This is a genomic window from Paenibacillus sp. TCA20, from assembly GCF_000732325.1.
GTDB lineage: Bacteria > Bacillota > Bacilli > Paenibacillales > Paenibacillaceae > Paenibacillus > Paenibacillus urinalis.
The window spans coordinates 433,410-458,942 of sequence record NZ_BBIW01000003.1; the positions used below are offsets into that span (position 1 = coordinate 433,410).

The window sequence follows — 25,533 nt, forward strand, 5'->3', positions numbered from 1 at the left end:
AATCTTGCTAATGGCAGAACATGAGAACCGAATATTGGTCGTCGATGACGAAGAAAGAATTAGAAGATTGTTAAAGATGTATTTGGAGAAGGAAGGCTATGAGATCGACGAAGCTGAGGATGGAGAAACGGCGCTACATAAAGCGACATCTGAAGATTATGGTTTGATTCTGCTTGATGTTATGCTGCCTGGTATCGACGGAATTGAAGTGTGTACCCGGCTGCGGCAAGCCAAGTCAACTCCGGTACTTATGCTGACAGCAAAGGGTGAAGAGATTAACAGAGTCCAAGGATTTGAAGTCGGAGCAGACGATTATGTGGTCAAGCCCTTCAGTCCACGGGAAGTGATATACAGAGTCAAGGCGATTCTTCGCCGTTCATCTGAAACAGCTTATCTATCCAAGGAGAACAACTCGAGCAATAACATCGTGTTTCCACACCTTCTGATTGAGCATGATGCCCACCGGGTTACAGCGAACGGCGAAGAGATCAGCTTAACACCCAAAGAATATGAGCTGCTTCACTATTTGGCCATTTCTCCGGACAAGGTATTCTCACGTGAGGACCTCTTGAAGGATGTTTGGAATTATGAATTTTTCGGAGATCTTCGTACCGTAGATACTCATGTTAAACGTCTGCGCGAAAAATTAAATCGCGTCTCTCCTGAAGCGACTTCCATGATCACAACGGTGTGGGGCGTTGGCTATAAATTGGAGGTTCCGAAATAAGTGAACTTTTGGAAATCACTCGTTGGAAAGCTATGGTATACGATTATTTTGCTCGTCGCCTGTGTCCTAATGACATTAGGGGTGTTCCTGCTCCCTTATATCGACATTAATTTTTCGGCGGATGAATCCGGTGAGATCAAAAGAATGTTTGTGCTTGTGTGTATCATTGGGTTTAGCTTGACAACGTTCTTTGCGCTGTTTCTATTCACCAAAATTACGCAGCCTATGCAGCAGCTTATTCAAGCCACGAATGATATCCGCAAAGGCAACTATGGGACAAGACTGTCTCTTGTAACGAGTGACGAAATCGGTGAGCTTGCGAGTACATTTAATCATATGGCTGATGAGCTGGAGGATACGATCCGGAATCTGAATCATGAGAAGGAGCGTGTGGCAAGTGTCCTTCGGAGTATGACCGATGCCGTCGTATCCTTCGATGGAGAAGGAAGGCTGATCTCGACCAATCCTCCTGGAGCAAAAGTGATGTCGGTATGGCAGGGTATTGACTGGACTGAGGCAGATGAGAAATTTGCCTCCCAGGTTCATCCTTTTTCGAACATTCAGGATGTTCCTCCACCGCTCAGACCTTTATTTTATTCCGTAGTTACTGAAGGTCAGGACCAGAGTGCTGAGGTTCATGTGAAGCAGAGTGTATGGTCAATCCAAATGGCGCCTCTGCACGTCGAGCAGGGTAGCAGAGGTGCTGTGGCGGTGCTTCGTGATGTGACAGAAGAAGCCCATTTGGAAAAAATGCGGAGTGATTTTATTGCAAACATTTCGCATGAAATTCGAACTCCCCTTTCCATGATTCAGGGATACAGCGAGGCTCTGCTGGACGGTATGGCAGCCTCCCCCAAGGAAAGTGAAGAGCTGTTACAGGTTATACATGATGAATCGCTGCGGATGGGCAGATTGGTTAAGGACTTACTGGATTTAGCTCGTATGGAAGCTGGACATACAGATATTAACTTGCAAAAAATTGATTTGAATCAAATGCTGGAGAGAGTGTATCGGAAGTTCAGCGTAGCGGCCAAGGAACAAGGACTAATCTTAGACTATACTCATCCGGATGAGAGCCTTGTCCTGGAAGCGGCAGATGAAGACAAGCTGGAGCAAGTATTCACGAATCTGCTTGATAATGCATTTAGACACACACCATCCGATAAAAGGATTCAAATTATGGCGAAACAGATGAATGCAAGCTTTATCGAAATTCGAATTAAGGATGAAGGTAAAGGCATTCCACGTGATGATCTTCCCTTTATCTTTGAACGCTTCTACAAAGCAGACAAAGCGAGAGTGCGGGATGTAGGCAGAGGTACGGGTCTCGGGCTGGCGATCGTAAAGCATATTGTTGATGCACATCAAGGAACGATTGAGGTCGACAGCATCCCTGGGGAAGGTACAGAGTTCCGACTTCTTCTTCCTGTGAAGGCAGTTCTGCATCATAAAGCTTAGATCATTAGGTCATTTATATTCGAAATATAGTACATGCATCGTATGAAGCACCCTTATAGGGTGCTTTTTTTGTTGAACAATAGAGATTAATCTTGTTTATCGTGGAACATTTTTGATTTTGCCGAATATATTCAGAGCAGTATGTGTAGGTAAGTGTTGGAGAAATACGTCATAGAAATGAAGTAAGGAGGTTGTGAATAATGTCAAAGAAACGCAAACGAGTCAGTATTCGGTCACTTCTGGGAAGAGGCCCTGATGGCGACGCTTCTAATGACCGTTTTGTCGGGATTTCGATGCGGCTGGATGAATTAGAGCGTTACAGTCAGCTCTTGACCGCTTTACAAAAAACAGCTCCGGCTGCCATATCACAGTCGATTATATTGAACATATCTGCTCTTCAGCGAACTTTGCGGGATCTACTGCAATTTGTCAACAATTCTTCATTTCCTGGCGTCGTAAAGGCACAATTACAGTCTATTCTGGAGCTCACCATTGCCAGTTCAGAGGTAACGCCTTTCGTTAAATTGAACACCATCATTAATTTACAAGACCTGTTGGATGACTTGTTAGAAATTACTTTGCTGCTGCTCATCCTACCTGAAGAGAAGGACCGATTGGTTGGTATTATAAGAGCTACGGGAGTAGCACTGACCACAGCTTCTGAAGGCTTAGGCGGCGGTGGCCAAGGAGCTGCCGGACCACCTGGACCCCAAGGACCACCAGGGCCGCCGGGTGTTCCCGGACCAGCAGGCTCACAAGGTATTCCGGGACCGGCTGGTCCTGCAGGGCCTCCAGGCTTAACTGAGACGGTTGATTTTAATCCAGTGGATTCTGGTGCTTATGAGCCCGGTCAAATTGTAACTTTTGAAGGAAGCTCATATATTGTAAACACAGCGAACCCAGCAGGTATACCCGGATTTTCACCTGAATTTACGCTTCTCGTAAGTGTTGGTCAAACTGGTGCAACTGGAGCTACAGGTTCGACAGGTGCAACTGGGGTAGGCCTAGGTGGAGTAATTACGTATGATCCCTTTGTGGCCCCAGGTTATCCCGCAGGACAGGTGGTTACGTACCTCGGCAGTACGTATATCACGAAAGTGGCAGCACCAACCGGCACGCCAGACACGTCACCGGACTACACGCTGCTAGCAGGAGCCGGGGTAACGGGCAGTCCAGGTGCGACAGGAGCAGGCGTTACGGGAGCGACGGGAACAACAGGGGTCACAGGAGCCACGGGAGCCACAGGAGCAGGGCTAAGTGGAGTAGTGGCATTTGATCCACTGGCAGCACCTGGATATCCCGCAGGTCAGGTGGTTACGTACCTCGGCAGTACGTATATCACGAATGTGGCGGCACCAACCGGCACACCAGGTATATCAGCGAACTACACGCTGCTTGCAGGAGCCGGTGTAACGGGCAGTACAGGTGCGACTGGAGCAGGCGTTACGGGAGCGACGGGAATCACAGGAGTCACGGGAGCCACAGGAATAGGGCTAAGTGGAGTAGTGGCATTTGATCCACTGGCAGCACCTGGATATCCCGCAGGTCAGGTGGTTACGTACCTCGGCAGTACGTATATCTCAAATGTGGCAGCACCATCTGGCACACCAGGTACATCACCGGATTACACGCTGCTAGCAGGAGCCGGGGTAACTGGAAGTACCGGTGCGACCGGAGCAGGCATTACGGGAGCAACGGGAATCACAGGTCAGACAGGAGAGACTGGAACGACTGGTGCTACAGGAACAGCGGGAGCTACAGGAAGTACTGGAGTTACAGGATCTACCGGACAGACAGGAGAGACTGGACCGACTGGTGCTACAGGAACAGCGGGAGCTACAGGAAGTACCGGAGTTACAGGATCTACCGGACAGACAGGAGAGACTGGACCGACTGGTGCCACAGGCACAGCGGGAGCCACTGGAAGTACCGGAGTTACAGGATCTACCGGACTGACAGGAGAGACTGGACCGACAGGTGCCACAGGCACAGCGGGAGCCACTGGAAGTACCGGAGTTACAGGAGTCACAGGTCTGACGGGATCGACTGGACCGACAGGTGCTACAGGCACAGCGGGAGTCACAGGATCTACAGGATCTACCGGAGCCACAGGAAGTACTGGAGCTACAGGAGTCACAGGACTGACGGGATCAACAGGAGTAACTGGTGCCACAGGAACAGCAGGAGTCACTGGAAGTACAGGAGCCACCGGACTGACAGGAGCCACTGGTTTAACGGGTACAACTGGATCAACAGGACTGACGGGAGCTACCGGAATTACCGGGGCCACAGGGACAATTGTAGGTACAGATGGATTCTCAGCGTTTCTTCCTGCGCTGTCGACTGCAGCTAGTACTCAATTGGCAGGATGGACGGTTACAACGCCTTATTATGATAGTGCGACATTTGATGAGGTTACAGGAAACTTTACGGTTCCGACAACAGGTCGTTATACGATTAATGCGACGATCAATTATTCTACTACCGCAGCGCTCTCTATATCCTTAGGAGCAGGAGTTAATCCCGCATTTGTTGTACAAAGAACCTCTCCAACAACGACACCATTGATTAGTGGCTTGTTCCCTGTTCTCAACGTTAACGTCGCTTTGCTTCTTACTTTAAGAGCTATTCTTGGAAATGGAACCGTCACACTTACAGGAGATGTCCAGCTTACAGCAGGGGACGTTATAGGACTCTTCTACGCAGCCAATGGGTTAGCTGTTGCTTTGGATCTTGGTGGAGCAGGTACTCCAGGAATTGTCTGGTCCATTCATCGTATTTCGTAACTTAATTAGAGGTTAGATCCGATTGAAAAAGAGCTGGCCGATTGGCCAGCTCTTCTTACTGCTTAAACTATGAATACGATAGCTTAGTCCTATTTTTTGAGAATAATTTCTTTGGCAGAGTTCAGCTCAGGCAGCTGAGTGAGCTTCCCAAGGACTTCTTTAGGCACTTCCTTGTCGACAGTCAGGATCATGATGGCTGCTCCACCCACAATTTTCCGTCCTACCTGCATGGATGCGATGTTAACATCGTTCTCACCAAGCAGAGTACCAACACGGCCGATAATACCCGGTTTATCATTATGCGAGATGAAGATCTGATGTTCTTCCGGCGCGAAGTCGACAGGGAAATGATCAAGTCTTACGATCCGCTCGCCATATCCCGCAAGTAAGGTTCCAGCGATACGACGTTCTTGTTCCTTTTGATTTTTGAGCGTTACGGTAATCAGGTTTGTAAATCCTTTCGTACGAGGTGCTTGAGATACAACTACATTAATTTCCCGAGTCTTGGCAAGATGCAGGGAATTAACAATATTCGCTTCACTTCCAAGATGGCGTTCAAGAATCCCCTTCAAAATGTAACGCGTCAGCTGCTGAGTGTCCACCTCTGACAATTCTCCTGCATAATCAACATGGATCTCTTGCACAGCTTCATTAGAGATTTGAGCAGCAAAACTACCCAGAGTTTCACCCAGTTTGAAATAAGGCTGGATTACATTCATGACACTTGCTGCAACAGGAGGCATATTAACCGCGTTCTTGAACGGTTCGTTACGCAAAATGTGGAGCACCTGCTCCGATACATCGATTGCTACATTTTCCTGCGCCTCAACAGTGGATGCCCCTAGATGCGGAGTTACAATAATCTTGGGATGAGTCAAGAAAGGATGATCCGCTTGAGGAGGCTCGCTTTCAAATACGTCAAAAGCAGCTCCTGCCACGATCCCTTCGTCAACCGCCTCAACGAGTGCCATTTCATCTATAATCCCGCCGCGAGCACAGTTAATAATACGCATGCCTCTTTTCATAACCTCGAATTGAGGACGGGCAATCATATGCTTGGTTTCAGGTGTCAGTGGTGTATGCACCGTCATGAAGTCGGCCTGACGCACAATTTCATCCACAGTAGCAAGCGTGATTCCCATCTTCTCAGCACGCTCTTGTGTAAGGAATGGGTCATAGCCCAGGATGTTCATACCAAACGCTTTTGCTCTCTTCGCGACTTCGCTTCCGATTCGGCCCATGCCGAGTACGCCAAGCGTCTTGTTTCTTAGCTCAACGCCAAGGAAGGTCTTGCGGTCCCAGGTCCCGTTAATGGTCTTGGCATAAGCTTGGGGAATATGTCTGGCCAGAGCCATCATCATTGCGAAGGTATGCTCACAAGTGGTAATTGTATTGCCGTCAGGTGCATTAATAACGATAATTCCTCTTTCCGTAGCAGCTTCCAAATCAATATTATCGACCCCTACACCTGCACGCCCAACAACCTTCAGGCGAACTCCTGCCTGCATAATCTTACGTGTTACTCTTGTCTGACTGCGGACAAGAAGGGCATCATAGTCACCGATAATTTGTACAAGCTCCTCTTCGCTAAGTCCCGTTTTCTTGTCAACCGTCACATCTTCAGCATCCACCAGCTGCTGAATTCCCAGATCACTGATCGGATCAGATACCAATACTTTTAACATGAATCTCTTCCTCCTTGATCGTTGTAACTAATATAGATTAAGAAGCGGCGCTCTAATATAACATTTGAGCAGGGCCATTTCATAAACTCGGTAAAATAGTAATGCGTCGCAGTAATAGAGTGTGATGCTGTAAGGATGTACACTTCGTGGAAATATTCTGGATACACAAAAAAACTCCCAATCCTCATACTATCTCCGTAGTAAGGGACGAGAGTTGTCGTGGTACCACCCTAATTCGCGATTGCTCTCACAAGCAAAAGCCTCATTGGTCATTCATATATGACCGAATTCTTAACGGGAATCATTCGATTGCATCTACTTAGCGTTCAATGCAATAACTCAGGAGTGCTAAAGGTTCTCCGATTAATTACCGATTTCCACCTGCCATCGGCTCTCTGTTATATTACCCGGGCCTTCTCTCCGTCTTCGTATTTCGCATTCATATTGAATTTTTTCATAATGTATCATGGGTTACATCACCATGTCAATAGTTGATGCACTAATCAAGTAGAACGTCGTTATACGTCGATTCGCCTCTGGCTTTGGCAGCTCTTCCGATGTGTTTCTTGAATCTCTCATCTATTTTGGCTATCATTTAATTAGACTACAATTGTTCATTATACAATTTCTAGAATAGGAGTAAGAAGAGGCGATAATGAAGAAACAACAGCGCAGGAAATTTAAGTTGCAAAGGATAGAGCCTCATCAACTGACAGATCGCCTTTTGCTTATCAACTTGTATTTGACACAGGGACTTACCCTAATCATCGGACTGGTATGGATTTTCTTTCAGAAGCGTAATCCGCTTGATATCCTTGCATTACCGGACGGGTGGACCTTCGTCATATACGGCCTAGGTCTTGCTGCGGTTATGCTTATCATTGATTTTCTCTTATCATCCTTCATGCCCGAGGACAGCATGGATGATGGTGGAATTAATAACATGCTGTTTCAGAACAGGCCGATTTGGCATATTGTATGTATAGCCGCTATTGTCTCTGTCTGTGAGGAATTATTGTTCAGAGGAGCAATACAGCATGCCTTTGGTCCATATTGGACAAGCATTATTTTTGCATTGATTCACTTCAGATACCTTAATCACTGGCTTCCAACCGGTTGGGTATTCTTGTCAAGTTATGGTTTGGGATACATCTATGAGCAATCCGGAACACTATGGGCCCCAATATTGTGCCATTTCTTAATTGATTTGATATCCGGACTCGCCATTCGTTTTCGGAGGGGAAAATGACTAATCAACTTAGCAGGGCGGAAACTTACGGCCATCGTAAAAAGAGAGAAACCAAGCAGCGAAGCAAGAAGGATCATCACCAGCCTAATAAACAGGCTCGCAGTGATAACAAGGCGCAGAGCACAAAGCACAACTCATCAAAGAAGGCAGCTTCTGCTCCTGCTACATTATCAAGAGTGCAGAAGAAACAGCAGCCAAATACAAAAAAATCATCGCAACAAATACAGGAAGCAGAAACTCTCCCTACAAGGTCTGACTTATTTCCTTCGCAGCGAGTACGTCTAAGCAAGTGGTTTGTAAATTCACTCATTATCATATTTATATTGCTTACTGGAGCTCTTGTATATTGGGGGATCATTGGCGCACCGCCGCTTCGTACATTGTTATGACTTATAAGTTCTAATCAATTTTGAAGAACTTCCTGTATTTATTACGCATGAGTTTGTCGCCATAAGCGAACAATAGATGTGCATTAATCATACAAGGAGGTTTTTATCAAAATGAGAACATCTTCTTTTCTGCTCGGTATAACACTGGGTGCTGTCGCAAGCTCGCTGCTCGCTAGAAATGTACACATGCCTACATCTAAGGATGCCCGCAGAATGCTGAACAACACGAAGGAAAAGATGATGGACATGACCTTTCCTGGTATGGAAAGCATGCTGAGCAAAGCAGGAATTGACTCACATGTCATTGATGCAAAAAGCACTGTTGTAAAGAAGCAGGTTTCACCGAAAGAAAGAGAAGAGAACATGAACTTGATCAAATCCTTTATTCGATCAAACCCTGATGTTAAGAAAGAAGTCGAGCAAGTGCTTAAAGAATCACATACCGTGATTCCAGGCGTGTAAAAAAGCAAGGGATTTGACATGGAATCATTACAGATCCTTTTTTCAAAAGGGCTGCTAATGATTCTTTTTTTATCATTTTTATTGCGTGCAATTGTGGGTATAAAATGATAACATACTTACATAATCCATTTTCAGCACACAACACGAATTAGCAACATATTTTATTTATAACACATGCAGATACAAGGGGAGGATCCTGTATGAAAATAGAACGCTTAAGCCACGATAAGATACGGATTTTCCTTACTTTTGACGATTTAAGCGAGCGAGGCATCCAAAAGGAAGATATGTGGCAAGAGGAGCCTAAAGTTCACGAACTGTTTACAGAAATGATGGATCAAGCATATACAGAACTTGGATTTGATGCTACAGGCCCACTAGCTGTTGAGGTTTTTGCTTTGCCTGCTCAAGGAATGGTCGTTATTGTGACCAGAGGGAAATATGATCGCGAACGTTATGGCGCAGGGCATGAAGATGACATCGCGGATGAAATTTACGAAATGGAAGTGACACTGGAGCAGAGTGATTCCGTCATGTACACTTTCAAGGATTTTGAAGTACTGATTGAAGCAGCTCATATGCTTCGCAATAAAGTGACTGGAGCCGGTCGATTGTATCACTATCAGGACAAATGGTTCCTGCACCTTGAACCGGATGAAGTTGACTCAGAGCAGCACGGTGCGTTAATTGCTCTGCTTGCTGAATTTGGAGAAGGCAGCTCCGTAACGACGGCAGTCCTTCAGGAATATGGGAAGCTGGTAATGGCGGAGAATGCGATCGCCACAATTTGCGAGCATTTTAAACGTCATGACGCATAATAAATAAATGTTAAGGAAAACAATTTGGAGGGATGAACGGTGCTTCTGTTTTCGGTCTTAACCGCAGCAATTGCTCCGGGACTCGCCTTGCTGACCTATTTCTATCTCAAAGACCGTTACGATGCAGAGCCGCTTCATATCGTTATTCGGATGTTTTTTTCGGTATGCTGACCGTATTCCCAATTATGATTATCCAGCGGGGTCTTGAACTATGGCTTGGTCATAATCCATACCTTCATGCTGGGCTCATCTCAGCTGGTGTGGAAGAAGTGATTAAATGGCTCGTTATGTTTCATTTTATTTTTCACCACACAGAGTTTGACGAACCATATGATGGCATCCTTTATGCAGTAGCCATATCACTTGGATTTGCTACAGTAGAGAATGTATTGTATTCATGGGCTGGAAATGCCTCATTTGGACTTATGCTGTTTCGTGCTCTATTACCGGTCTCGGGACATGCGATGTTCGGTGTTATTATGGGGTACTACACAGGCAGAGCCAAATTCTCTGACTCCCAGAAACTTAGGAACAAATTCCTCGCCATGTCCCTCACCTTGCCAATATTCTGGCATGCGATATATGACATTGTGTTGAATAAGGGCGGAGGCTGGTATTGGTCTATTGTTCCCATTATGGTCATTCTCTGGTATGGTGGGATGGGCAAGGTATACCGGGCAAACAATCGCTCTCCGTTTCGATTCGTTAAGCGAGAAGAAGAGGTTAATCTGTAATTTATATGGACACACTTGTTGTATTCAAGCAGTTTTATAGCTGCTTACAACGAGTGTGTTTTTTTGTTGTCTACATGAATTCAAATGTGCTGAGGAAGGCGGCTTATTGATGAGAGTAAAGGTGAGAATCCGCTGCAAGCAGTGTGGCGAAAGATTTGTGCTTCGGGGGAAGAAGGAACGTGGAAAGATCGAAACCGGCTTCAAGCAATGCATTTGTGATAATCGAGATCGGTTTGAGATTGAAGAAGACGTAATTTGAATTTTAAGCACGATGATGCATAAGCTTCCTTTCTTCTTGTCACAATAAGGTCATCTTACCTGAAGGAAGGAGTAACGATTAAGATGTACAGACGAATAAGCTCGGTTCTGTTTCCTATTATGACAGTGCTGCTCATAGGTGCTATCATCTGGGGATATCAGCTAAACCAGCAAAAGAACAGCGTCATGGTTCAATCCGAGAATCATTATCAAAGAGCGTTTCACGACTTATCCTATAATATGGACCGGATTCACTCCGAGCTGGGAAATACACTTGCGGTCAGCTCTGCATCTGAGGGGATGCATCGTAAGGGACTCATGAATGTTTGGAGACTGAGTAGTGAGGCACAGAACGAAATCGCGCAGCTTCCAATCAGAACACTTCCATTTACGGAAACAGAGGAGCTTCTATCTCGCATTTCCAAGTTTGCTTACCAAGCATCAATTCGTGATTTAACCAAAAATCCGCTGACGGATGAAGAGAAAAAGAACTTGCAAACCTTGTACAAAAATACGGAAGAGATTAACAAAGATCTGGATAATGTACAAATGAGCGTACTCAATGATCATTTGAAGTGGTCGGATGCTGAAATGGCGATGACGAGTGATAAAGAAGTGAAAAATGGAATTGTGGATGGATTCCGCTCGGTCAATAAAAAAGTCGGGGAATATCCACCGCTTGAATGGGGTCCTTCGGTATCGAGCTTGTATGAACAGCGCCAGGTCCGCAAATTGAACGGTGTACCGGTGACCACTGCCGATGTTAAACGCAAAGCACAAAAATTCGCTGACCTGAATCAGGAAGAGATTCAAGTGACCGAGAACGGGAAGGGTACAGATCACAGATCTTATACTGCTTCTGCCGTTCAATCGAATGGACATAAAGTAAGTATGGATTTTACAGCTGACGGTGGTTTGCTCATTTCTTACAATGATGAGAGAGAAGTGGGTCCGAAGAAGGTAGACCGAGAGACGGCAATGAATAAGGCAGATCAATTTCTGGAGAAGAAAGGCTATCGCGAGATGGAGGCGGTTGCTTACAACGAATACGATAATCTTGGGAACTTCACTTATGTTCGTCAGCATGAGGATGTACTGGTATATCCCGAAAAAATTACGGTGCGTGTCGCTCTCGACAATGGCGAAGTTATTGGTCTACAGGCAACAGAGTTTCTGAATGAACACCAAGAGGATCGGGAATTCCCTGCACCGAAAATGAAAATGAAGGATGCCAAGGCGAAGCTGAATCCTGACTTCAAAGTCAGTATGGTACGTAAGGCGCTCATTAAAAATGAGTTCAGCGATGAAGTGATGTGCTATCAGTTTGTGGGCAAAATCAATGGTTCGCAGTATCGGATCTACCTGAACAGCGATACAGGTATAGAAGAAGCAGTAGAGGTTGTCCCAGGACAAACCAACCGCTTATAGTGTTCTTAATATAAGCTTCTCTCTTGTAAAGAGAGGAGCTTATTTGCATATACGTATGATCTTCATCACATGGTATAATATCCCTTAGTGTTATGAATAAGTTCTAAGGTGGAGATTGGCATTGAATCCGAAAGTGAATGAAGTGTTATATGTTCAAATCCCTTCAACAGAGGACAAAGAAAAGAAGCTGGAATACAAGTCAAGAATCGCAGAGGTTGAAGAAGATTTTATTAGTATGGAAGTTCCTATGCTTGAGGGCAAATATTTGCACAGATTGAGAATAGGGGATGAACTGGCGGCTAGCTTTGTGACGGAAGGCGGAGTTAAGCATTTTTTTAATACATATGTAACCGGATTTAAAGAGGATGTTATTCGACTCATCAAGATACGCAGACCTTCAAAAGATGAAATATCTCAAATTCAGCGCCGTAATTATTTACGCGTTCAGGCGAAGCTGGAGCTCGCTGTCAAATTCAAGCATGACTTCACAAGGTTCCTAGCCCACACAGACGATGTAAGCGGGGGAGGACTTTCCTTCTTCGAACACAGCAGCTACAGCGTAGAACAAGGACAGAGTCTGTCGTGCTGGTTATTGCTTCCCTACAAAAATGGCGAGATTGAACATGTTCCCTTTGAAGCTGCAGTTGTAAGAATTCAAGAACTCGAAAGCGGACGACGCTTAGTCATGTTAGAGTTCATAAGCATCACAGATATGGAGCGCCAAAAAGTAATTAAATACTGTTTCGAGCGACAGCTGGATTTTCGTGGAAGATAAATGAAGCCATGGAATAAGCTCATCTCCCTTAGGGCATAATTTACCAAACTCAAAGTCGGAGGGACTGCAGATGAGCCGCGATCAAGAAGTTAGTCAGGAATATGAGAAGCTGTTCGCCGAATTCAGCAATAAAATGGAGTATGTTATTAAGAGGATAATTATCGTGCTAATCACCCTGTTGGTTATTATTCAAATACTGCTCCATATACCCGGGATCGCCCCTTTATTATCCCCTGTGTTCGACATGGAAGGAATTCCTCTTCAGCCCGCTTTACGATCAGAAATTAAGGGTAATGAAGAGTGAACGCTTTTGCATCAGCTTAGGTTGTGTGGTATAATTTTCACGTCGCAGGCAATGCCTGCTTTTTTCTTGAGGCTTAAGTTTGAGGAGGAATGGCCCGTTGACAAGCCAGAAAGCAGCAGAGAACGGGAAATTGAATGTGGCTATTGACGGTCCGGCAGGTGCGGGAAAGAGTACTGTGGCCAGACGAGTGGCGAGTGAACTCTCATACATATACGTAGATACCGGAGCTATGTATCGAGCGGTTACCTACTATATGCTTCGACATGAAATTGAACCAGAAGATGTAGATTCAGTTCTTAAGCACTTACGGGAGCTCAGCATAGAGCTTGTCCCGGATGCGAATGGGCAGAAAGTACTTCTTAACGGTGAAGATGTGTCAGGACCTATCCGATCAAGAGAAGTAACCGGGATTGTGTCTCTATATTCTCAGATTGAAGATTTGAGAACGCATCTGGTTGAACTGCAAAGAGTTATGGCACTCCGTAAAGGAGTGGTTATGGATGGCAGAGACATCGGTACTACCGTGTTGCCAGATGCAGAAGTGAAGATTTTTATGACTGCCAGCGTTAAGGAACGTGCACTTCGAAGGTTCAATGAATTGGAGAAGACCGATGATCTGACATTGGAACAGCTTGAATCAGATATTGCTGCTCGGGACAAGCTTGACCAGGAAAGGGAGATTTCTCCACTCCGTCAAGCAGATGATGCCATCGTACTAGATACGACTTCGATGAGTATTGATGAAGTTGTTGAGCATATTGTGTCACGCTGTTACGAAGTCGGGAGAGAGGTCGATTTATGATTTATTCAATCGGTCGGGGTTTGCTGAGATTCATTTATACAGTATTATTCCGTTTAGAAGCTGTAGGTAGAGAAAATATTCCCCGAGACGGTGGAGTGGTGTTATGCTGTAATCACATCAGTAATTACGATCCGCCTACACTTGGGATTAAGATTGAACGCAAGGTAAGGTTTATGGCGAAGAGCGAGCTTTTTGATGTTCCGGTGCTCGGCCCGGTTCTTAAGGCTGTTGGTGCTTTTCCTGTAAAGCGTGGAGGCGTCAGCAAGGAATCGATCAAGACGGCCCTTAACATACTGCGAGACGGACAAGTGCTCGGTATTTTTCCACAAGGAAGCCGTAACAATGATGGAGGAATTGGCAAGAAGGGAGCAGCCAGCTTTGCTTTGCGCAGTGGATCAGCAGTGGTGCCGGCCGCAATCATCGGTGAATATAAGCTGTTCCGCAAGATGAAGATTGTTTATGGTAAACCTGTGAATCTTGATGAGTTCAAAGATGATCCTTCAGGTGATGCGCTGGAAAGGGCTACAGAGAAGATTATGTCCAAGATTGACGAGATGACCAAGACGGGAGTACCTTCTCAGCCATAATAAACGTAGATGCATGATTCATTATATTTTATGGAAAGCTACGAAAGATCAGGTTTATGCAGTCATGTTTTGAACTCTGCCATGGCAGGTTTAAATAAATGGGGTTTTTGAATTGAGGAGGGTATTGATATGTCGGAAGAGATTAAAAATCAAGAAGTAACAGAAGCAGCAACCCAAGATGAGCTGGATTCATTCGTATCTTTGAAAAAAGGGGATACTGTTAAAGGAACCATTGTCAAATTGGAGGATAACCAGGCTTATGTAAGCATTGGATATAAATATGACGGTGTGATTCCAGTTCGCGAGCTTTCTTCTCTGCATGTGGATAACATTGGCGATGCTGTACAAGTAGGCCAAGAGGTAGAATGCAAGGTTGTAAGCATTGATGATGAGAAAGAAAGACTTGTTCTGTCCAAACGTGCAATCGACAGCGAAAATGCATGGGAACAGCTTGAGAAACACTTTGAATCTGGTGAAGTATTCGAAGTTACCGTTTCTGATGTTGTTAAAGGCGGCGTGGTAGCAGACGTAGGCGTACGCGGATTTATCCCGGCTTCTATGGTAGAACGCCATTTCGTAGAAGATTTCAGCGACTACAAAGGACGTACACTTCGCGTTAAAGTTAAAGAGCTTGATCGTGAAGCGAACAAAGTTATCCTTTCCCAAAAAGATGTATTGGAAGCTGAATTCGAAGCGAACAAACAAAAAGTGATCGCTGAGCTGAAAGAGGGCCAAGAGATCGAAGGAACCGTACAGCGTTTGACTCAATTTGGCGCATTCGTTGATGTAGGCGGCGTTGATGGTCTGGTTCACGTATCCGAGATTGCTTGGAATCATGTGGATAAACCAGCTGATGTCCTTTCTGAAGGCGATAAAGTGAATGTTAAGGTTCTGAAAGTAGATCCTGAGAAAGGCAAGATCAGCCTCAGCATCAAAGCAGCTCAACCAGGTCCATGGGAAACGGCTTCTACACAATTTAACACGGGTGATATCGTGTCTGGTGTTGTTAAACGTCTCGTACAATTTGGTGCGTTTGTAGAAATCGCTCCAGGCGTAGAGGGTCTTGTTCATATTTCCCAGATCTCTCACAAGCATATCGGAACTCCGAATGAAGTGCTTAAAGAAGGTCAAGAAGTGCAAGTGAAAATTATGGAATTGAGCACTGCAGAACAACGTGCTAGCTTGAGCATCAAGGAAACAGAAGAAGCTCCGGCTCCAGCTCCTCGTGCAGAGAAGTCCAAAAATGCACCTCGTGAAGAAATTGACAACCCTAACGTTTCACTGAGTAACCAAGGGCTTAGTATTACACTTGGTGAGCGTTTTGGCGACAAGCTTAGCAAATTCAAATGATTATCACTTTAACATAAGATTTATATCTGGCAGTGTATAGTGGCTAATGGAATTGGCGAACCCTCCGGGGTTCGCCGATTGTCGTTCGAAGCGTGTTTTTTGGATATCAAGGTATCAAAATGCCTGCGTTTTGTTTCGAATCTTTAGTTCTATGTATATAAATGAACTATTTTTTGCTATGATATGAGCGTAAGATGTGACAGGAGGAGTGTATTTATGGCAAGACCCGTTGTGGCTATAGTCGGGCGACCGAATGTGGGGAAGTCAACGATCTTTAACCGAATCATCGGCGACCGGCTGGCCATTGTGGAAGACAAGCCGGGTATCACCCGTGATCGGCTATATGGTGTTGCAGAATGGAACGGCAAGCCTTTCAGCGTCATCGATACCGGAGGTATTGAGATTGACGGTGAGGATATTATTATCAAATCCATCCGTATGCAGGCTGAACTCGCCATCGAAGAAGCGGATGTTATTGTATTTATGTGTGACGCGAAGACAGGTGTTACGCAATCCGATGAAGAAGTAGCTCAAATGCTGTATCGCTCAGGCAAGCCGGTAATTGTAGCTGTTAACAAGGTGGACAATATCGGTAGAAGCGATCTGATCTATGAGTTCTACTCATTAGGTTTCGGGGATCCGATTGGTGTATCAGGAAGTCATGGTACCGGAATTGGCGATCTGCTGGACGCCATTACGAACAATCTGCCTGTACTTGAAGATGATGAATACGATGAGGATGTTATTCGTGTTGCTCTAATTGGACGTCCGAATGTGGGGAAATCATCGCTGGTTAATGCGATTTTGGGCGAGGAACGAGTGATTGTCAGTGACATTGCGGGTACAACCCGGGATGCCATCGATACTCCGTTTGAAAAAGATGGACAACGTTATGTATTGATTGATACGGCGGGTATGCGTAAACGCGGGAAGGTATATGAAACGACCGAGAAATACAGCGTAATGCGTGCGATGCGTGCTATTGAACGAGCGGATGTTGTTCTCATCGTGATTAATGGTGAAGAAGGCATTATTGAGCAGGACAAGCATATTGCAGGGTACGCTTATGAGGCGGGCAAAGCCTCCTTGTTTGTTGTGAACAAATGGGATGTTGTCGACAAGGATGACAAAACAATGCATGAATTTGAGAAGAAGATCCGTGATCATTTCCTATTCATGACGTATGCTCCTATCGTATTTTTGTCTGCAAAAACGAAACAGCGTTTACAAAAATTGCTTCCTGTTGTGCAGCATGTTTCTCAGCAGCATGTTATGCGTGTACAGACGCATCTGCTTAACGATGTTGTATCCGATGCAGTTGCAATTAATCCGCCACCAACGGATAAAGGAAGAAGGCTGCGGATTAATTATGTAACACAAGTAGCCGTTAAGCCTCCGACAATCGTTGTATTCGTGAATGATCCAGAATTAATGCATTTCTCATATGAGCGCTACTTGGAGAACAAGATCCGTGCTGCTTTTAATTTTGAAGGTACACCGATTAGAATATTTACTCGGCGCAAGTCTGATGAGAGTTAGGAGAGAATCAATGTGGTTTGGTCAATCACAGCTATAATCGTCAGCTATCTTCTGGGATCGGTAAGCTTTAGCTTTTTATTTGGTAAGCTGATGAAGGGTATTGATATTCGGGATCATGGAAGTGGAAATGCAGGTGCCACGAATACGCTGAGAACACTTGGTAAAGGGCCGGCCATTCTTGTACTGGCCCTGGATATTGCTAAGGGCGTTGCTGCGGTATGGATCGGCAAATGGCTGGGAGGCGATTCGGCCTGGGTGCCAGCACTTTGCGGTATTAGTGCCATTATAGGTCATAACTGGCCGGTATTCTTCCGATTTCGTGGTGGAAAGGGGATCGCGACAGCCATTGGTGTATTAGCGACTCTCTGCTTTTTGCCTGCATTGTATGCAGGGATTATTGCGATTCTATCGATTTTCATTACAAGATATGTATCGCTCGGTTCTTTAATCTTCGTCTTTTTGACGCCATTATTTTTACTTATTCTTCTATATCCTTGGCCCCTCTTCTGGTCAAGCTTCATTATTTGTATCTTTGCATTTTGGAGACATCGTACAAATATTACGAAGTTGATTCAGGGTAAGGAGAACAAGTTAGGATCCAGTTCATCGAAGGGAGGAAACCGGGTTGTCTAAAAAAGTAACGCTATTGGTAGCTGGAAGCTGGGGAACCGCACTTGCAAGTGTGCTCGCTGATAATGGACATGATGTATATGTGTGGACGAGAAGTGAACAGCAGGCGGCAGAAATCAATCTGCAGCACACAAACAGTCGTTACCTGCCCGGCGTCACCCTGTCAGATCGTATTGTAGCCTCCAGTGATATGGAAGAAGCAGTAAAGGGCACGAGCGCTATAATTATCGTGGCTCCTTCTTCTGCGATGCGAGCGGTAGTTCTGCAGTTGAAACCGTACTATACGAAGGGTACCCTCATTATTCATGCAACCAAGGGATTTGAGCTTCCCAGCTTGAAAAGGATGTCCACCGTGATTGCGGAAGATTTGGACTGCGCTGAGGGCGATATTGTCGTCTTGTCAGGGCCGAGTCATGCCGAAGAAGTAGTGAAGCGCAATCCTACGACGATTGTTGTGGCAGCATTAAACGATGACAAGGCAAACTACGCAAGAGATCTGTTTATGAATGTTAACTTCAGAGTCTATACCAATCGGGATCAAGTAGGTGTTGAACTGGCTGGGGCACTCAAGAACATCATTGCTCTCGGTGCAGGAATGTCGGATGGTCTCGGATTTGGAGATAATGCCAAGGCCGCGATTATAACGAGAGGACTTGCCGAGATTTCGAGAGTAGGCGTCCAGATGGGAGCGAATCCGCTCACCTTCTCTGGCCTTGCGGGTGTTGGGGATCTTGTCGTGACAGCGACGAGTAAACATAGCCGGAACTGGCGGGCTGGATACGCGCTTGGTCAGGGCAAACCACTGAATGAAGTACTTGAAGCAATGGGGATGGTGGTGGAGGGAATCCGTACAACGGAGGCCGCACACGCCATATCGATCAAATACAATGTACAGATGCCGATTGCTGACCAGCTCTATCAAGTGTTGTTCACAGGCAAGGACAGTCGTACGGCAGTAGAAGCACTTATGGGTCGCGATCCCAAGACGGAGATGGAAGTTATGAAGCTTGAGACCTGGGAGCAATGGCATAAATAACAGATTTAAGCTCGTTCGTTCTTTTCGTAGGCTGGAGCCCTAGAATTGTGGAGTCCATCACCTTTCCCTAAGACAGCTCATATGATATTGTGAGTTTTTGTCTTGAGGAGGGGAATAAATGGGAGATTTTTCTAAGGATGCTTTGGATGCGATTAACAAGAAGACCGGTAAGAAAATATCCGAAGGGGCCGTCAAAAAATTGGCCAATACGGTTAAGCCTTCTACAATGCAAAATGAAGCACAGCTGCGGACACTAATTAAACAGGTCTCTGCAATGGCCAATATACCGGTCAGTGAAGAAACAATTAAAGAAATCGTAAATGCTGTTAAAAAGAGCGGTATGAATCCAAGTAACATGGAAGCAATCATGAAAATGATGATGAAAAAGAAATAAGGTTTGATCTAGAACAAAGAGCGAGGCAGCAGCCTGTGATCTTTGTTCTTTTTTTCTTTTATTTGGAAGTTTAGGTCTGCTTTTCGTGATATAATAGGTCGTGTTTATGGACAAACGTACCTAAAATAATGTTGCAGCGAAAGGGAGCAAATCATGAGTGCAATGGATAAAATGTGGCTGTCCATTATCGCAATTTTGATTATGGGAGTGTCTGTTTTTCTCATTACTTTTGCCAGAGCCAAAACTAAGGGTATAATAAAAGGGATTTTATCCGTCATTGCTTTTATTATCATGTTAGTTGGTTTCTTCAGCGGCGTAGTGTCAATCATGTAGCAGCTATGAATTAGTTTTTGATTGATCCCTGCTATAACATATAAGCGGCAAGCTTACTGAAGCATCAAGATTTGTACTTAAAGGATAAAAGGGAAGGTGAGCCGATTGGCAGGGCTATTTTCACCAAATGAATGGAGTCATGATGAGGTGCTGGATCGATCTTTGAAATTGTTAATCAACATGTGGAATACAAATGACTATCTCTGGTTATTGGGAGGAAGCAGCAGTTTAATGCTCCAGGGCGTTGAGCTCTCTAAACCACCGAATGACATTGATATTTATGCTGAGCTTCGGGTTGCCAAATTACTGCATAGACTCGCTCGGGACAAGCAAATAGATGAACAGGTTTTGGACCGCAGCGGCACCTATACTTCCCTGCTAAGCCATTACCGCATTGAGGATATCGCAGTTGAGCTGTCCGGCGGGTTTGAGATATGTACTGAGGGGTCGTTTTATCGCACAGAAGTTGAACTGTTAAGCTCCTATGCTGTACCTTACAGTGTCCAGGGAGCGGCGATGGTTAAGCTAACTCCGCTCAGTCATGAGCTGCTATTCAATGTATTACGCCAAAGAGAGGATCGTTATATTCCCATCGCCGCAAAAATGAGCAAGAGCTTGGAGCAGCACATGCCCCTCATTCAAGAGCTCATCGGAAGGAATGTATGGTCCGATCATGATGTAAGAAGGGTAGAGGAGCTGCTGAATACTAGAATTTAAACGATGGCTCCAGTAGGAAACTGGCTCAGGAAGGAAGTTAATGATGAATGTGAAGGTAACGTTTTTGCCGGCGCGCAAGGAAATTACAGTCAAGCAGGGCACAACGTTGCTTCAAGCTGGGCGAAGTGCAGGAGTCCATATTCCTACCCGCTGCGGGGGGAAGGTTGGCTGCCTGATGTGCAAGGTAAAGGTCCAAGAGCAGGAACGCAAGAACCTGAGTGATCCGAGTACGGCTGAAATAAACAAACTGGGAACTTGGCTGAATGATGGAACCCGGCTTGCTTGTCAGGCGGTGATCCGTGATTCAGTTGTCGTAGAGCTTCCAGAGGACAAATTAAAGGCCGCCATCCGCAAGCAGCTTGAGAAACAGCAGGCTGAACGTGATGAATTGTGGTGATTTTAGATATTGATTCAGAATAGGAAGGACTTGCGATGTCACATAATCAAGTACGAATCGGTATGGGGAAGCTTCGGTTTGTTGTGCTCGGCGTATTTCTTCTGGCCCTGGTCATGTTGACAGGCTGTATGTATCCGGGGACAAGCAGTGAATCAGAGGCTGTAATTGTGAACTATGATGACAGTGTTAATAGAATTCAGAATGCGATTGACTCCTTCCAGTCAGACCAGCATATTTTGCCGATGATTACGGCTGGTAACGAGACGCCAAGATACGAAAAGTTTCGAATTGACCTGAACAAGCTGGAGCAGCAGGGATATCTGGATGATATACCGAATACTGCATTCGAAAAAGGCGGCAGCGTATATTATCTGCTTCAGAATGAAGAGACAGACCCGGTTGTGAAGGTGATGGAGCTTACGACGGTGCAGCGTGTAAACGATGTTCATCGTTCCGTTCAGACATACAGATCTACACATAATGAGTGGCCTGTGTCAGAGGAGGTTTCCCCGGGTGTATTTCGGGTGGATCTGGACAAGCTGCAGAGCGGTGCCAACCAGTTGCAGGAGTTAAAGAGTGTATACTCCGGAGAAGTTCTTCCGTATCTGCTTGATGATCAAGGAAATGTATATGCCGATTATGCAATAGATATTATGCAGGTGATTGAGCGGGAGAAGCTTACCCCTTCTCAAACTGAGGATCTTAGAGAGATACTTACAGAGCGATCGCATCATGTACCAGTCAAATCATTGCCTTATCATTGGGATGGCACAGCCCCTATTGCAGTACTAGAATAAATATATCCGAAGCCGCCAGATTGGCGGTTTTTTTTGTGCATAGAGATGGAAGCGCCTTGCCCCCTCGAGAGAGTGCCTCTTTAAGTGAATTACTAGCCTCGAGCCACCAACAAATAACTTCAGTGGAATTTTAGATCCCGAACGACTTTTGCGAAGCAACCGGAGGGAGGGAGATAAAAATGGAACGTCCTGAGAAGGAGCAATAAACGGAACGCCTGCGAGGAGCTAAAGAAGGAACGTCTTGAGCTTTCAAGTGAATTACCAGCCTCGAGCCACCAACAAAAAAACTTCAGTGGAATTTTTAGATCCCGAACGACTTTTGCGAAGCAACCGGAGAGAGGGAGATAAAAATGGAACGCCTAGATGAACGTTCTAAAAAGCGCCCGCGACTCATATATTGAGTGTGGATGGACTGCAGAGGGTGACGTCTATCATCAAAGAAATCAGGTCTGGTGATAGAAATTTTAGAAAAGGCGTCATACCGCAGTGGTCATGTACATACTATGATACTAGTCCAAAAGCATGTACGAGTTACGCCGCTCATCTTCTCTCTTTGATCAGAATGTGATTGTCGGCGGCGGACGACTTCCGGGCAATTTTTATAAGCTGTTCTACCGCTTACAGGGTTTAACGTCTGATTGAAAACGAAGCGGATGCTCTTTAGCATTTTTCCTTCGGAGTATTTTTAGGAGGGGATTTCACTTGGAAAAAGTAGACATTTTCAAAGACATTGCCGAACGCACTGGCGGGGACATTTATCTTGGTGTTGTCGGCGCAGTTCGCACAGGAAAATCCACATTCATTAAGCGCTTCATGGAAACGATCGTATTGCCAAACATTACGAGTGATTCCGATCGTGTCCGTGCAGTAGACGAATTGCCGCAGAGCGCTGCGGGTAAGACCATCATGACAACAGAGCCGAAGTTTGTGCCTAATACGGCAGTACAGATCAAAGTGGCCGACGGCCTGGATGTCAATGTGAGACTGGTAGACTGTGTAGGCTATGCGGTAGAAGGAGCGAAAGGCTACGAGGATGAGAATGGACCGCGGATGATATCGACGCCTTGGTTCGAAGAGCCGATTCCTTTTCAGGAAGCAGCCGAAATTGGCACACGCAAGGTAATTCAAGAGCATTCAACACTAGGCGTTGTCGTAACGACAGATGGAACCATTGCCGAAATTCCGCGGGAGTCCTATGTGGAGTCCGAAGAGCGAGTCATTGCTGAGCTCAAAGAGGTCGGCAAGCCATTTGTTCTGATCATCAACTCCATCAAGCCAAAAAGTGAAGAAGCACAACAGCTTCGTGCCGAGCTCGCAGAGAAATATGATATTCCAGTAATGACCGTAAGCGCAGCGACCATGACAGAAGATGATGTAACCGGCGTACTGAGAGAAGTACTCTATGAGTTCCCGGTTCATGAAGTGAATGTCAACTTGCCGAGCTGGGTCATGGTATTGAATGAAAATCACTGGCTGCGTTCGAATTATGAAAATTCCGTGCGCGATACAGTCAAAGACATTCGCCGGTTGAGAGATGTCGATCGTGTGGTCTCTCAGTTCATGGAATATGAATTCATTGACCGCGCTGGACTCAGCGGAATGAATATGGGGCAGGGCGTTGCAGAAATTGATCTCTATGCACCCGATGAATTGTATGATCAGATTCTGTATGAAGTGGTGGGCATTGAGATTCGAGGCAAAGACCATCTGTTACAGCTCATGCAGGACTTTGCTCATGCGAAAAAAGAATATGATCGCTTTGCCGAAGCGCTCGAGATGGTGAAAACGACAGGCTACGGCATCGCCGCACCTTCACTGGCTGAAATGGCGCTTGATGAGCCGGAGCTGATCCGTCAAGGAACCAGATTTGGTGTGAGGCTGAAAGCGACAGCACCTTCGATTCATATGATTCGCGTGGATGTCGAGTCTGAGTTCGCGCCGATTATAGGCACAGAGAAGCAGAGTGAGGAGCTTGTCCGATACCTCATGCAGGACTTCGAGAATGATCCGATCAAGGTATGGGATTCAGATATGTTTGGCCGTTCGCTTCACTCCATCGTGCGTGAGGGTATTCAAGGCAAGATTGCCATGATGCCGGATAATGCAAGATACAAGCTGCAGGAAACACTCGGACGCATTATTAACGAAGGCTCTGGCGGACTGATCGCCATCATACTGTAAGCTCCAGCATAGTTACTAAAATAACCGAAAGGAAGTATCCTTTTCGGTTATTTTGCTTGTCCATAAACGGTGAAATGGCCTATTAGCTCATAAAATGGCGAAGAATCTATCAATTTTAACTATATATAGCGCTGAATTCACTTGAAATTGTATTCTGACTGTATTACTATAAAGTTTGTCCGTTCAAGAGAAATATAGTCCTGTGACTAGATGTTTACCCCTCTTTGCAGCGGATGTAATGAGCCGGGCATATGAACCTATTAGTATAAAAATAGCCTAGCCACGTATATTTTGCGGTAAAACGGAAACACAGTATAACACTTAAGATATTTCAGGAGGTGAATACACTTGAATAAATCTGATCTGATTGCACAAGTTACAGAGGCAACTGAATTGTCGAAGAAGGATGTTACGAAAGCAGTGGATGCTGTATTCGAAGCGATTTCCGAAGCTCTGCAAAATGGAGATAAAGTACAACTCGTTGGTTTCGGTAACTTTGAAGTACGCGAGCGTTCTGCACGTAAAGGACGTAATCCGCAGACAGGTGAGGAAATCGAAATTCCTGCGAGCAAAATTCCTGCTTTCAAACCAGGTAAAGCGCTCAAAGATGGAATCAAATAAGATTTCTACATACGAGCAGGTAACCAAAAAGACCGTGAATACGTTCACGGCTTTTTTCATTTAACTGAAAAGGGGCAGTGAGCATGGAAATTCCATTAGGCGGCGATTATATCGTGATTAAGGCAAAAGAGAACGGTGTGCACGTCATTGGACTGACCCGAGGACATGATACAAGATTTCATCACACCGAGAAGCTCGATAAAGGTGAAGTCATGATCGCCCAATTCACAGATCATACTTCAGCAATCAAAGTACGGGGCAAAGCAGAAGTGATGACCAAGCATGGGAAGATCGAAACAGATCAATAACCGCTTATTTTTACGCGACTTCAAATTGCAGGCATAGCCTGCTTTTTTTCTTTGTACAATGAGGTATGGGCCTTGTCTTACGGGCTCACAATAGGAAATGGGAGGCGAATTTTTTGAAGAAGAAAAAAGTCATTCTCATAGTCCTTTCCATCTCATTAAGTACACTCATGCTGCTGGCCACTTTTGTTTCCATTCAAAAAGACTCCTTTCTTCAGGACTCCCGTGAGGTTCTGCAGAGCAGGAATCCGATTAGACTGGAGGATCATAATTTGGTCGATTACTTGCATGAATTGAAGCTTACGGCACAGATCAGCAAAGTGAAGTGGAACAGCGGTGTTCTAACCCTTGATTTGAGAGCGGGAGATGAATCAAGTGATCCATCGGATATATATGAAGATATAGCGACTGTCGCGTCCTTTTCCTTTGAGGAGACCGTTAATGTGCAGCAGCTGATGCTGCGGGTTATGGCTGAGGATGAATGGATGGGAAGCCGTCACTTGCTGTTATCTGCAGATATTAGGCGGAGCGAGTGGAGTATTGAAGCGCTGCAATTGCTCGAAACCTGGAAGAGCGCTAAGCTCCCTGAGGAGCTTAAAATATGGTTTCATATGTCAGAAACGAATTTATGGCGCAGACAGTTCATTTTGCGTTGAAAAGGGTTAATGATGCTTGTGCGATCATTTCGATCGTATGCTATAATAGATAAGATTGTGAATATATTCTATTTGAAACAATTTCATATCACCTTTATGGAGTTATGAAATTGAT

Annotated in this window: 27 protein-coding genes and 1 pseudogene; 27 read left to right on the forward strand and 1 reads right to left on the reverse strand. The window is 45.3% G+C overall.

Features of this window, described 5'->3' with window-relative positions; translation table 11 throughout:
• Positions 1–10: 10 nt before the first annotated feature.
• From TCA2_RS08345 to TCA2_RS27855, 3 genes are all read left to right on the forward strand, one after another.
• A complete protein-coding gene (locus tag TCA2_RS08345; protein ID WP_047911107.1) occupies positions 11–727 on the forward strand; it encodes a response regulator transcription factor in 717 nt (238 codons plus the stop codon).
• A complete protein-coding gene (locus TCA2_RS08350) occupies positions 728–2,185 on the forward strand; it encodes an ATP-binding protein (protein ID WP_047911108.1) in 1,458 nt (485 codons plus the stop codon).
• 200 nt (positions 2,186–2,385) lie between these two features.
• Entirely contained in the window at positions 2,386–4,971 is a 2,586-nt protein-coding gene (locus TCA2_RS27855; RefSeq protein ID WP_052511822.1) for a collagen-like protein, read from the forward strand.
• Positions 4,972–5,060: 89 nt separating this feature from the next.
• Here TCA2_RS27855 and serA read toward each other — a convergent pair whose 3' ends face one another.
• A complete protein-coding gene (serA, locus tag TCA2_RS08360) occupies positions 5,061–6,656 on the reverse strand; it encodes a phosphoglycerate dehydrogenase (protein ID WP_047911109.1) in 1,596 nt (531 codons plus the stop codon).
• Between the two features lie 655 nt (positions 6,657–7,311).
• Here serA and TCA2_RS08365 point away from each other — a divergent pair.
• The 24 genes and pseudogenes from TCA2_RS08365 (at position 7,312) to TCA2_RS08475 (ending at position 25,418) form a co-directional block, all read left to right on the forward strand.
• Positions 7,312–7,905 carry a CPBP family intramembrane glutamic endopeptidase gene (locus tag TCA2_RS08365; RefSeq protein ID WP_047911110.1) on the forward strand — a complete coding sequence of 198 codons (594 nt, stop codon included), beginning with the start codon at positions 7,312–7,314 and terminating at the stop codon, positions 7,903–7,905.
• Complete coding sequence (locus TCA2_RS08370) at positions 7,902–8,294, forward strand: hypothetical protein (RefSeq protein WP_047911111.1); 393 nt, start codon at positions 7,902–7,904, stop codon at positions 8,292–8,294. The genes TCA2_RS08365 and TCA2_RS08370 overlap by 4 nt, the downstream gene beginning before the upstream one ends.
• A 111-nt stretch (positions 8,295–8,405) precedes the next feature.
• Entirely contained in the window at positions 8,406–8,756 is a 351-nt protein-coding gene (locus TCA2_RS08375; protein ID WP_047911112.1) for a hypothetical protein, read from the forward strand.
• Between the two features lie 200 nt (positions 8,757–8,956).
• Positions 8,957–9,574, forward strand: coding sequence for a genetic competence negative regulator (locus TCA2_RS08380; RefSeq protein WP_047911113.1), 618 nt, complete (start codon positions 8,957–8,959; stop codon positions 9,572–9,574).
• A gap of 39 nt (positions 9,575–9,613) precedes the next feature.
• Positions 9,614–10,308: pseudogene (gene prsW, locus TCA2_RS08385) on the forward strand (glutamic-type intramembrane protease PrsW).
• A gap of 109 nt (positions 10,309–10,417) precedes the next feature.
• A complete protein-coding gene (locus TCA2_RS27150) occupies positions 10,418–10,567 on the forward strand; it encodes a hypothetical protein (RefSeq protein WP_177178677.1) in 150 nt (49 codons plus the stop codon).
• A gap of 83 nt (positions 10,568–10,650) precedes the next feature.
• On the forward strand, positions 10,651–11,994 hold the full coding sequence (gene ypeB / locus TCA2_RS08390) for a germination protein YpeB (RefSeq protein WP_047911114.1): 1,344 nt from the start codon (positions 10,651–10,653) through the stop codon (positions 11,992–11,994).
• A 121-nt stretch (positions 11,995–12,115) separates the two neighbouring features.
• Complete coding sequence (locus TCA2_RS08395; RefSeq protein ID WP_047911115.1) at positions 12,116–12,769, forward strand: flagellar brake protein; 654 nt, start codon at positions 12,116–12,118, stop codon at positions 12,767–12,769.
• Between the two features lie 70 nt (positions 12,770–12,839).
• Positions 12,840–13,073, forward strand: a complete 234-nt coding sequence (locus TCA2_RS08400) for a DUF5359 family protein (RefSeq protein WP_047911116.1) — start codon at positions 12,840–12,842, stop codon at positions 13,071–13,073.
• Between the two features lie 97 nt (positions 13,074–13,170).
• Positions 13,171–13,875, forward strand: a complete 705-nt coding sequence (cmk, locus tag TCA2_RS08405) for a (d)CMP kinase (RefSeq protein WP_047911117.1) — start codon at positions 13,171–13,173, stop codon at positions 13,873–13,875.
• Positions 13,872–14,462: a 1-acyl-sn-glycerol-3-phosphate acyltransferase gene (locus tag TCA2_RS08410; RefSeq protein WP_047911118.1), complete on the forward strand. Its 591-nt coding sequence runs from the start codon at positions 13,872–13,874 to the stop codon at positions 14,460–14,462. The genes cmk and TCA2_RS08410 overlap by 4 nt, the downstream gene beginning before the upstream one ends.
• Before the next feature lie 129 nt (positions 14,463–14,591).
• Positions 14,592–15,812, forward strand: coding sequence for a 30S ribosomal protein S1 (gene rpsA, locus TCA2_RS08415; RefSeq protein WP_047911119.1), 1,221 nt, complete (start codon positions 14,592–14,594; stop codon positions 15,810–15,812).
• A gap of 216 nt (positions 15,813–16,028) precedes the next feature.
• A complete protein-coding gene (der, locus tag TCA2_RS08420; RefSeq protein ID WP_047911120.1) occupies positions 16,029–17,351 on the forward strand; it encodes a ribosome biogenesis GTPase Der in 1,323 nt (440 codons plus the stop codon).
• Between the two features lie 12 nt (positions 17,352–17,363).
• Complete coding sequence (gene plsY, locus TCA2_RS08425; RefSeq protein WP_047911121.1) at positions 17,364–17,984, forward strand: glycerol-3-phosphate 1-O-acyltransferase PlsY; 621 nt, start codon at positions 17,364–17,366, stop codon at positions 17,982–17,984.
• Positions 17,977–19,017: an NAD(P)H-dependent glycerol-3-phosphate dehydrogenase gene (locus TCA2_RS08430; RefSeq protein ID WP_047911122.1), complete on the forward strand. Its 1,041-nt coding sequence runs from the start codon at positions 17,977–17,979 to the stop codon at positions 19,015–19,017. Before plsY ends, TCA2_RS08430 begins: the two co-directional genes overlap by 8 nt.
• 118 nt (positions 19,018–19,135) lie before the next feature.
• The gene (locus TCA2_RS08435; protein WP_047911123.1) at positions 19,136–19,411 is read left to right on the forward strand and encodes a stage VI sporulation protein F; all 276 of its coding nucleotides are present in this window, start codon (positions 19,136–19,138) and stop codon (positions 19,409–19,411) included.
• A gap of 153 nt (positions 19,412–19,564) precedes the next feature.
• Positions 19,565–19,744 (forward strand): DUF2768 family protein, encoded by a 180-nt coding sequence (locus TCA2_RS08440; RefSeq protein ID WP_047911124.1) that lies wholly within the window; start codon positions 19,565–19,567, stop codon positions 19,742–19,744.
• A 105-nt stretch (positions 19,745–19,849) separates the two neighbouring features.
• A complete protein-coding gene (locus TCA2_RS08445) occupies positions 19,850–20,461 on the forward strand; it encodes a hypothetical protein (protein ID WP_052511824.1) in 612 nt (203 codons plus the stop codon).
• A 43-nt stretch (positions 20,462–20,504) separates the two neighbouring features.
• Positions 20,505–20,858, forward strand: a complete 354-nt coding sequence (locus tag TCA2_RS08450; protein ID WP_047911253.1) for a 2Fe-2S iron-sulfur cluster-binding protein — start codon at positions 20,505–20,507, stop codon at positions 20,856–20,858.
• A 35-nt stretch (positions 20,859–20,893) separates the two neighbouring features.
• On the forward strand, positions 20,894–21,655 hold the full coding sequence (locus TCA2_RS08455; protein WP_238546322.1) for a hypothetical protein: 762 nt from the start codon (positions 20,894–20,896) through the stop codon (positions 21,653–21,655).
• A gap of 702 nt (positions 21,656–22,357) precedes the next feature.
• Positions 22,358–23,836 (forward strand): stage IV sporulation protein A, encoded by a 1,479-nt coding sequence (spoIVA, locus tag TCA2_RS08460; RefSeq protein ID WP_047911125.1) that lies wholly within the window; start codon positions 22,358–22,360, stop codon positions 23,834–23,836.
• A 348-nt stretch (positions 23,837–24,184) separates the two neighbouring features.
• Positions 24,185–24,457 (forward strand): HU family DNA-binding protein, encoded by a 273-nt coding sequence (locus tag TCA2_RS08465; RefSeq protein ID WP_047911126.1) that lies wholly within the window; start codon positions 24,185–24,187, stop codon positions 24,455–24,457.
• Between the two features lie 83 nt (positions 24,458–24,540).
• Positions 24,541–24,765: a trp RNA-binding attenuation protein MtrB gene (mtrB, locus tag TCA2_RS08470; protein ID WP_047911127.1), complete on the forward strand. Its 225-nt coding sequence runs from the start codon at positions 24,541–24,543 to the stop codon at positions 24,763–24,765.
• Between the two features lie 113 nt (positions 24,766–24,878).
• Positions 24,879–25,418, forward strand: coding sequence for a hypothetical protein (locus TCA2_RS08475; protein WP_052511826.1), 540 nt, complete (start codon positions 24,879–24,881; stop codon positions 25,416–25,418).
• Positions 25,419–25,533 lie beyond the last annotated feature (115 nt).

Bases quoted from the DNA above. Each gene is read 5' to 3' on its own strand.
- ypeB (WP_047911114.1), top strand. From the start codon at position 10,651: ATGTACAGACGAATAAGCTCGGTTCTGTTTCCTATTATGACAGTGCTG.
- TCA2_RS08365 (WP_047911110.1), top strand. From the start codon at position 7,312: ATGAAGAAACAACAGCGCAGGAAATTTAAGTTGCAAAGGATAGAGCCT.
- TCA2_RS08410 (WP_047911118.1), top strand. From the start codon at position 13,872: ATGATTTATTCAATCGGTCGGGGTTTGCTGAGATTCATTTATACAGTA.
- TCA2_RS08450 (WP_047911253.1), top strand. From the start codon at position 20,505: ATGAATGTGAAGGTAACGTTTTTGCCGGCGCGCAAGGAAATTACAGTC.
- TCA2_RS08435 (WP_047911123.1), top strand. From the start codon at position 19,136: ATGGGAGATTTTTCTAAGGATGCTTTGGATGCGATTAACAAGAAGACC.
- TCA2_RS08345 (WP_047911107.1), top strand. From the start codon at position 11: ATGGCAGAACATGAGAACCGAATATTGGTCGTCGATGACGAAGAAAGA.
- TCA2_RS08370 (WP_047911111.1), top strand. From the start codon at position 7,902: ATGACTAATCAACTTAGCAGGGCGGAAACTTACGGCCATCGTAAAAAG.
- rpsA (WP_047911119.1), top strand. From the start codon at position 14,592: ATGTCGGAAGAGATTAAAAATCAAGAAGTAACAGAAGCAGCAACCCAA.
- TCA2_RS08375 (WP_047911112.1), top strand. From the start codon at position 8,406: ATGAGAACATCTTCTTTTCTGCTCGGTATAACACTGGGTGCTGTCGCA.
- TCA2_RS27150 (WP_177178677.1), top strand. From the start codon at position 10,418: ATGAGAGTAAAGGTGAGAATCCGCTGCAAGCAGTGTGGCGAAAGATTT.
- TCA2_RS08455 (WP_238546322.1), top strand. From the start codon at position 20,894: ATGTCACATAATCAAGTACGAATCGGTATGGGGAAGCTTCGGTTTGTT.
- TCA2_RS08400 (WP_047911116.1), top strand. From the start codon at position 12,840: ATGAGCCGCGATCAAGAAGTTAGTCAGGAATATGAGAAGCTGTTCGCC.
- TCA2_RS27855 (WP_052511822.1), top strand. From the start codon at position 2,386: ATGTCAAAGAAACGCAAACGAGTCAGTATTCGGTCACTTCTGGGAAGA.
- TCA2_RS08380 (WP_047911113.1), top strand. From the start codon at position 8,957: ATGAAAATAGAACGCTTAAGCCACGATAAGATACGGATTTTCCTTACT.
- serA (WP_047911109.1), bottom strand. From the start codon at position 6,656: ATGTTAAAAGTATTGGTATCTGATCCGATCAGTGATCTGGGAATTCAG.
- mtrB (WP_047911127.1), top strand. From the start codon at position 24,541: ATGGAAATTCCATTAGGCGGCGATTATATCGTGATTAAGGCAAAAGAG.
- der (WP_047911120.1), top strand. From the start codon at position 16,029: ATGGCAAGACCCGTTGTGGCTATAGTCGGGCGACCGAATGTGGGGAAG.
- TCA2_RS08440 (WP_047911124.1), top strand. From the start codon at position 19,565: ATGAGTGCAATGGATAAAATGTGGCTGTCCATTATCGCAATTTTGATT.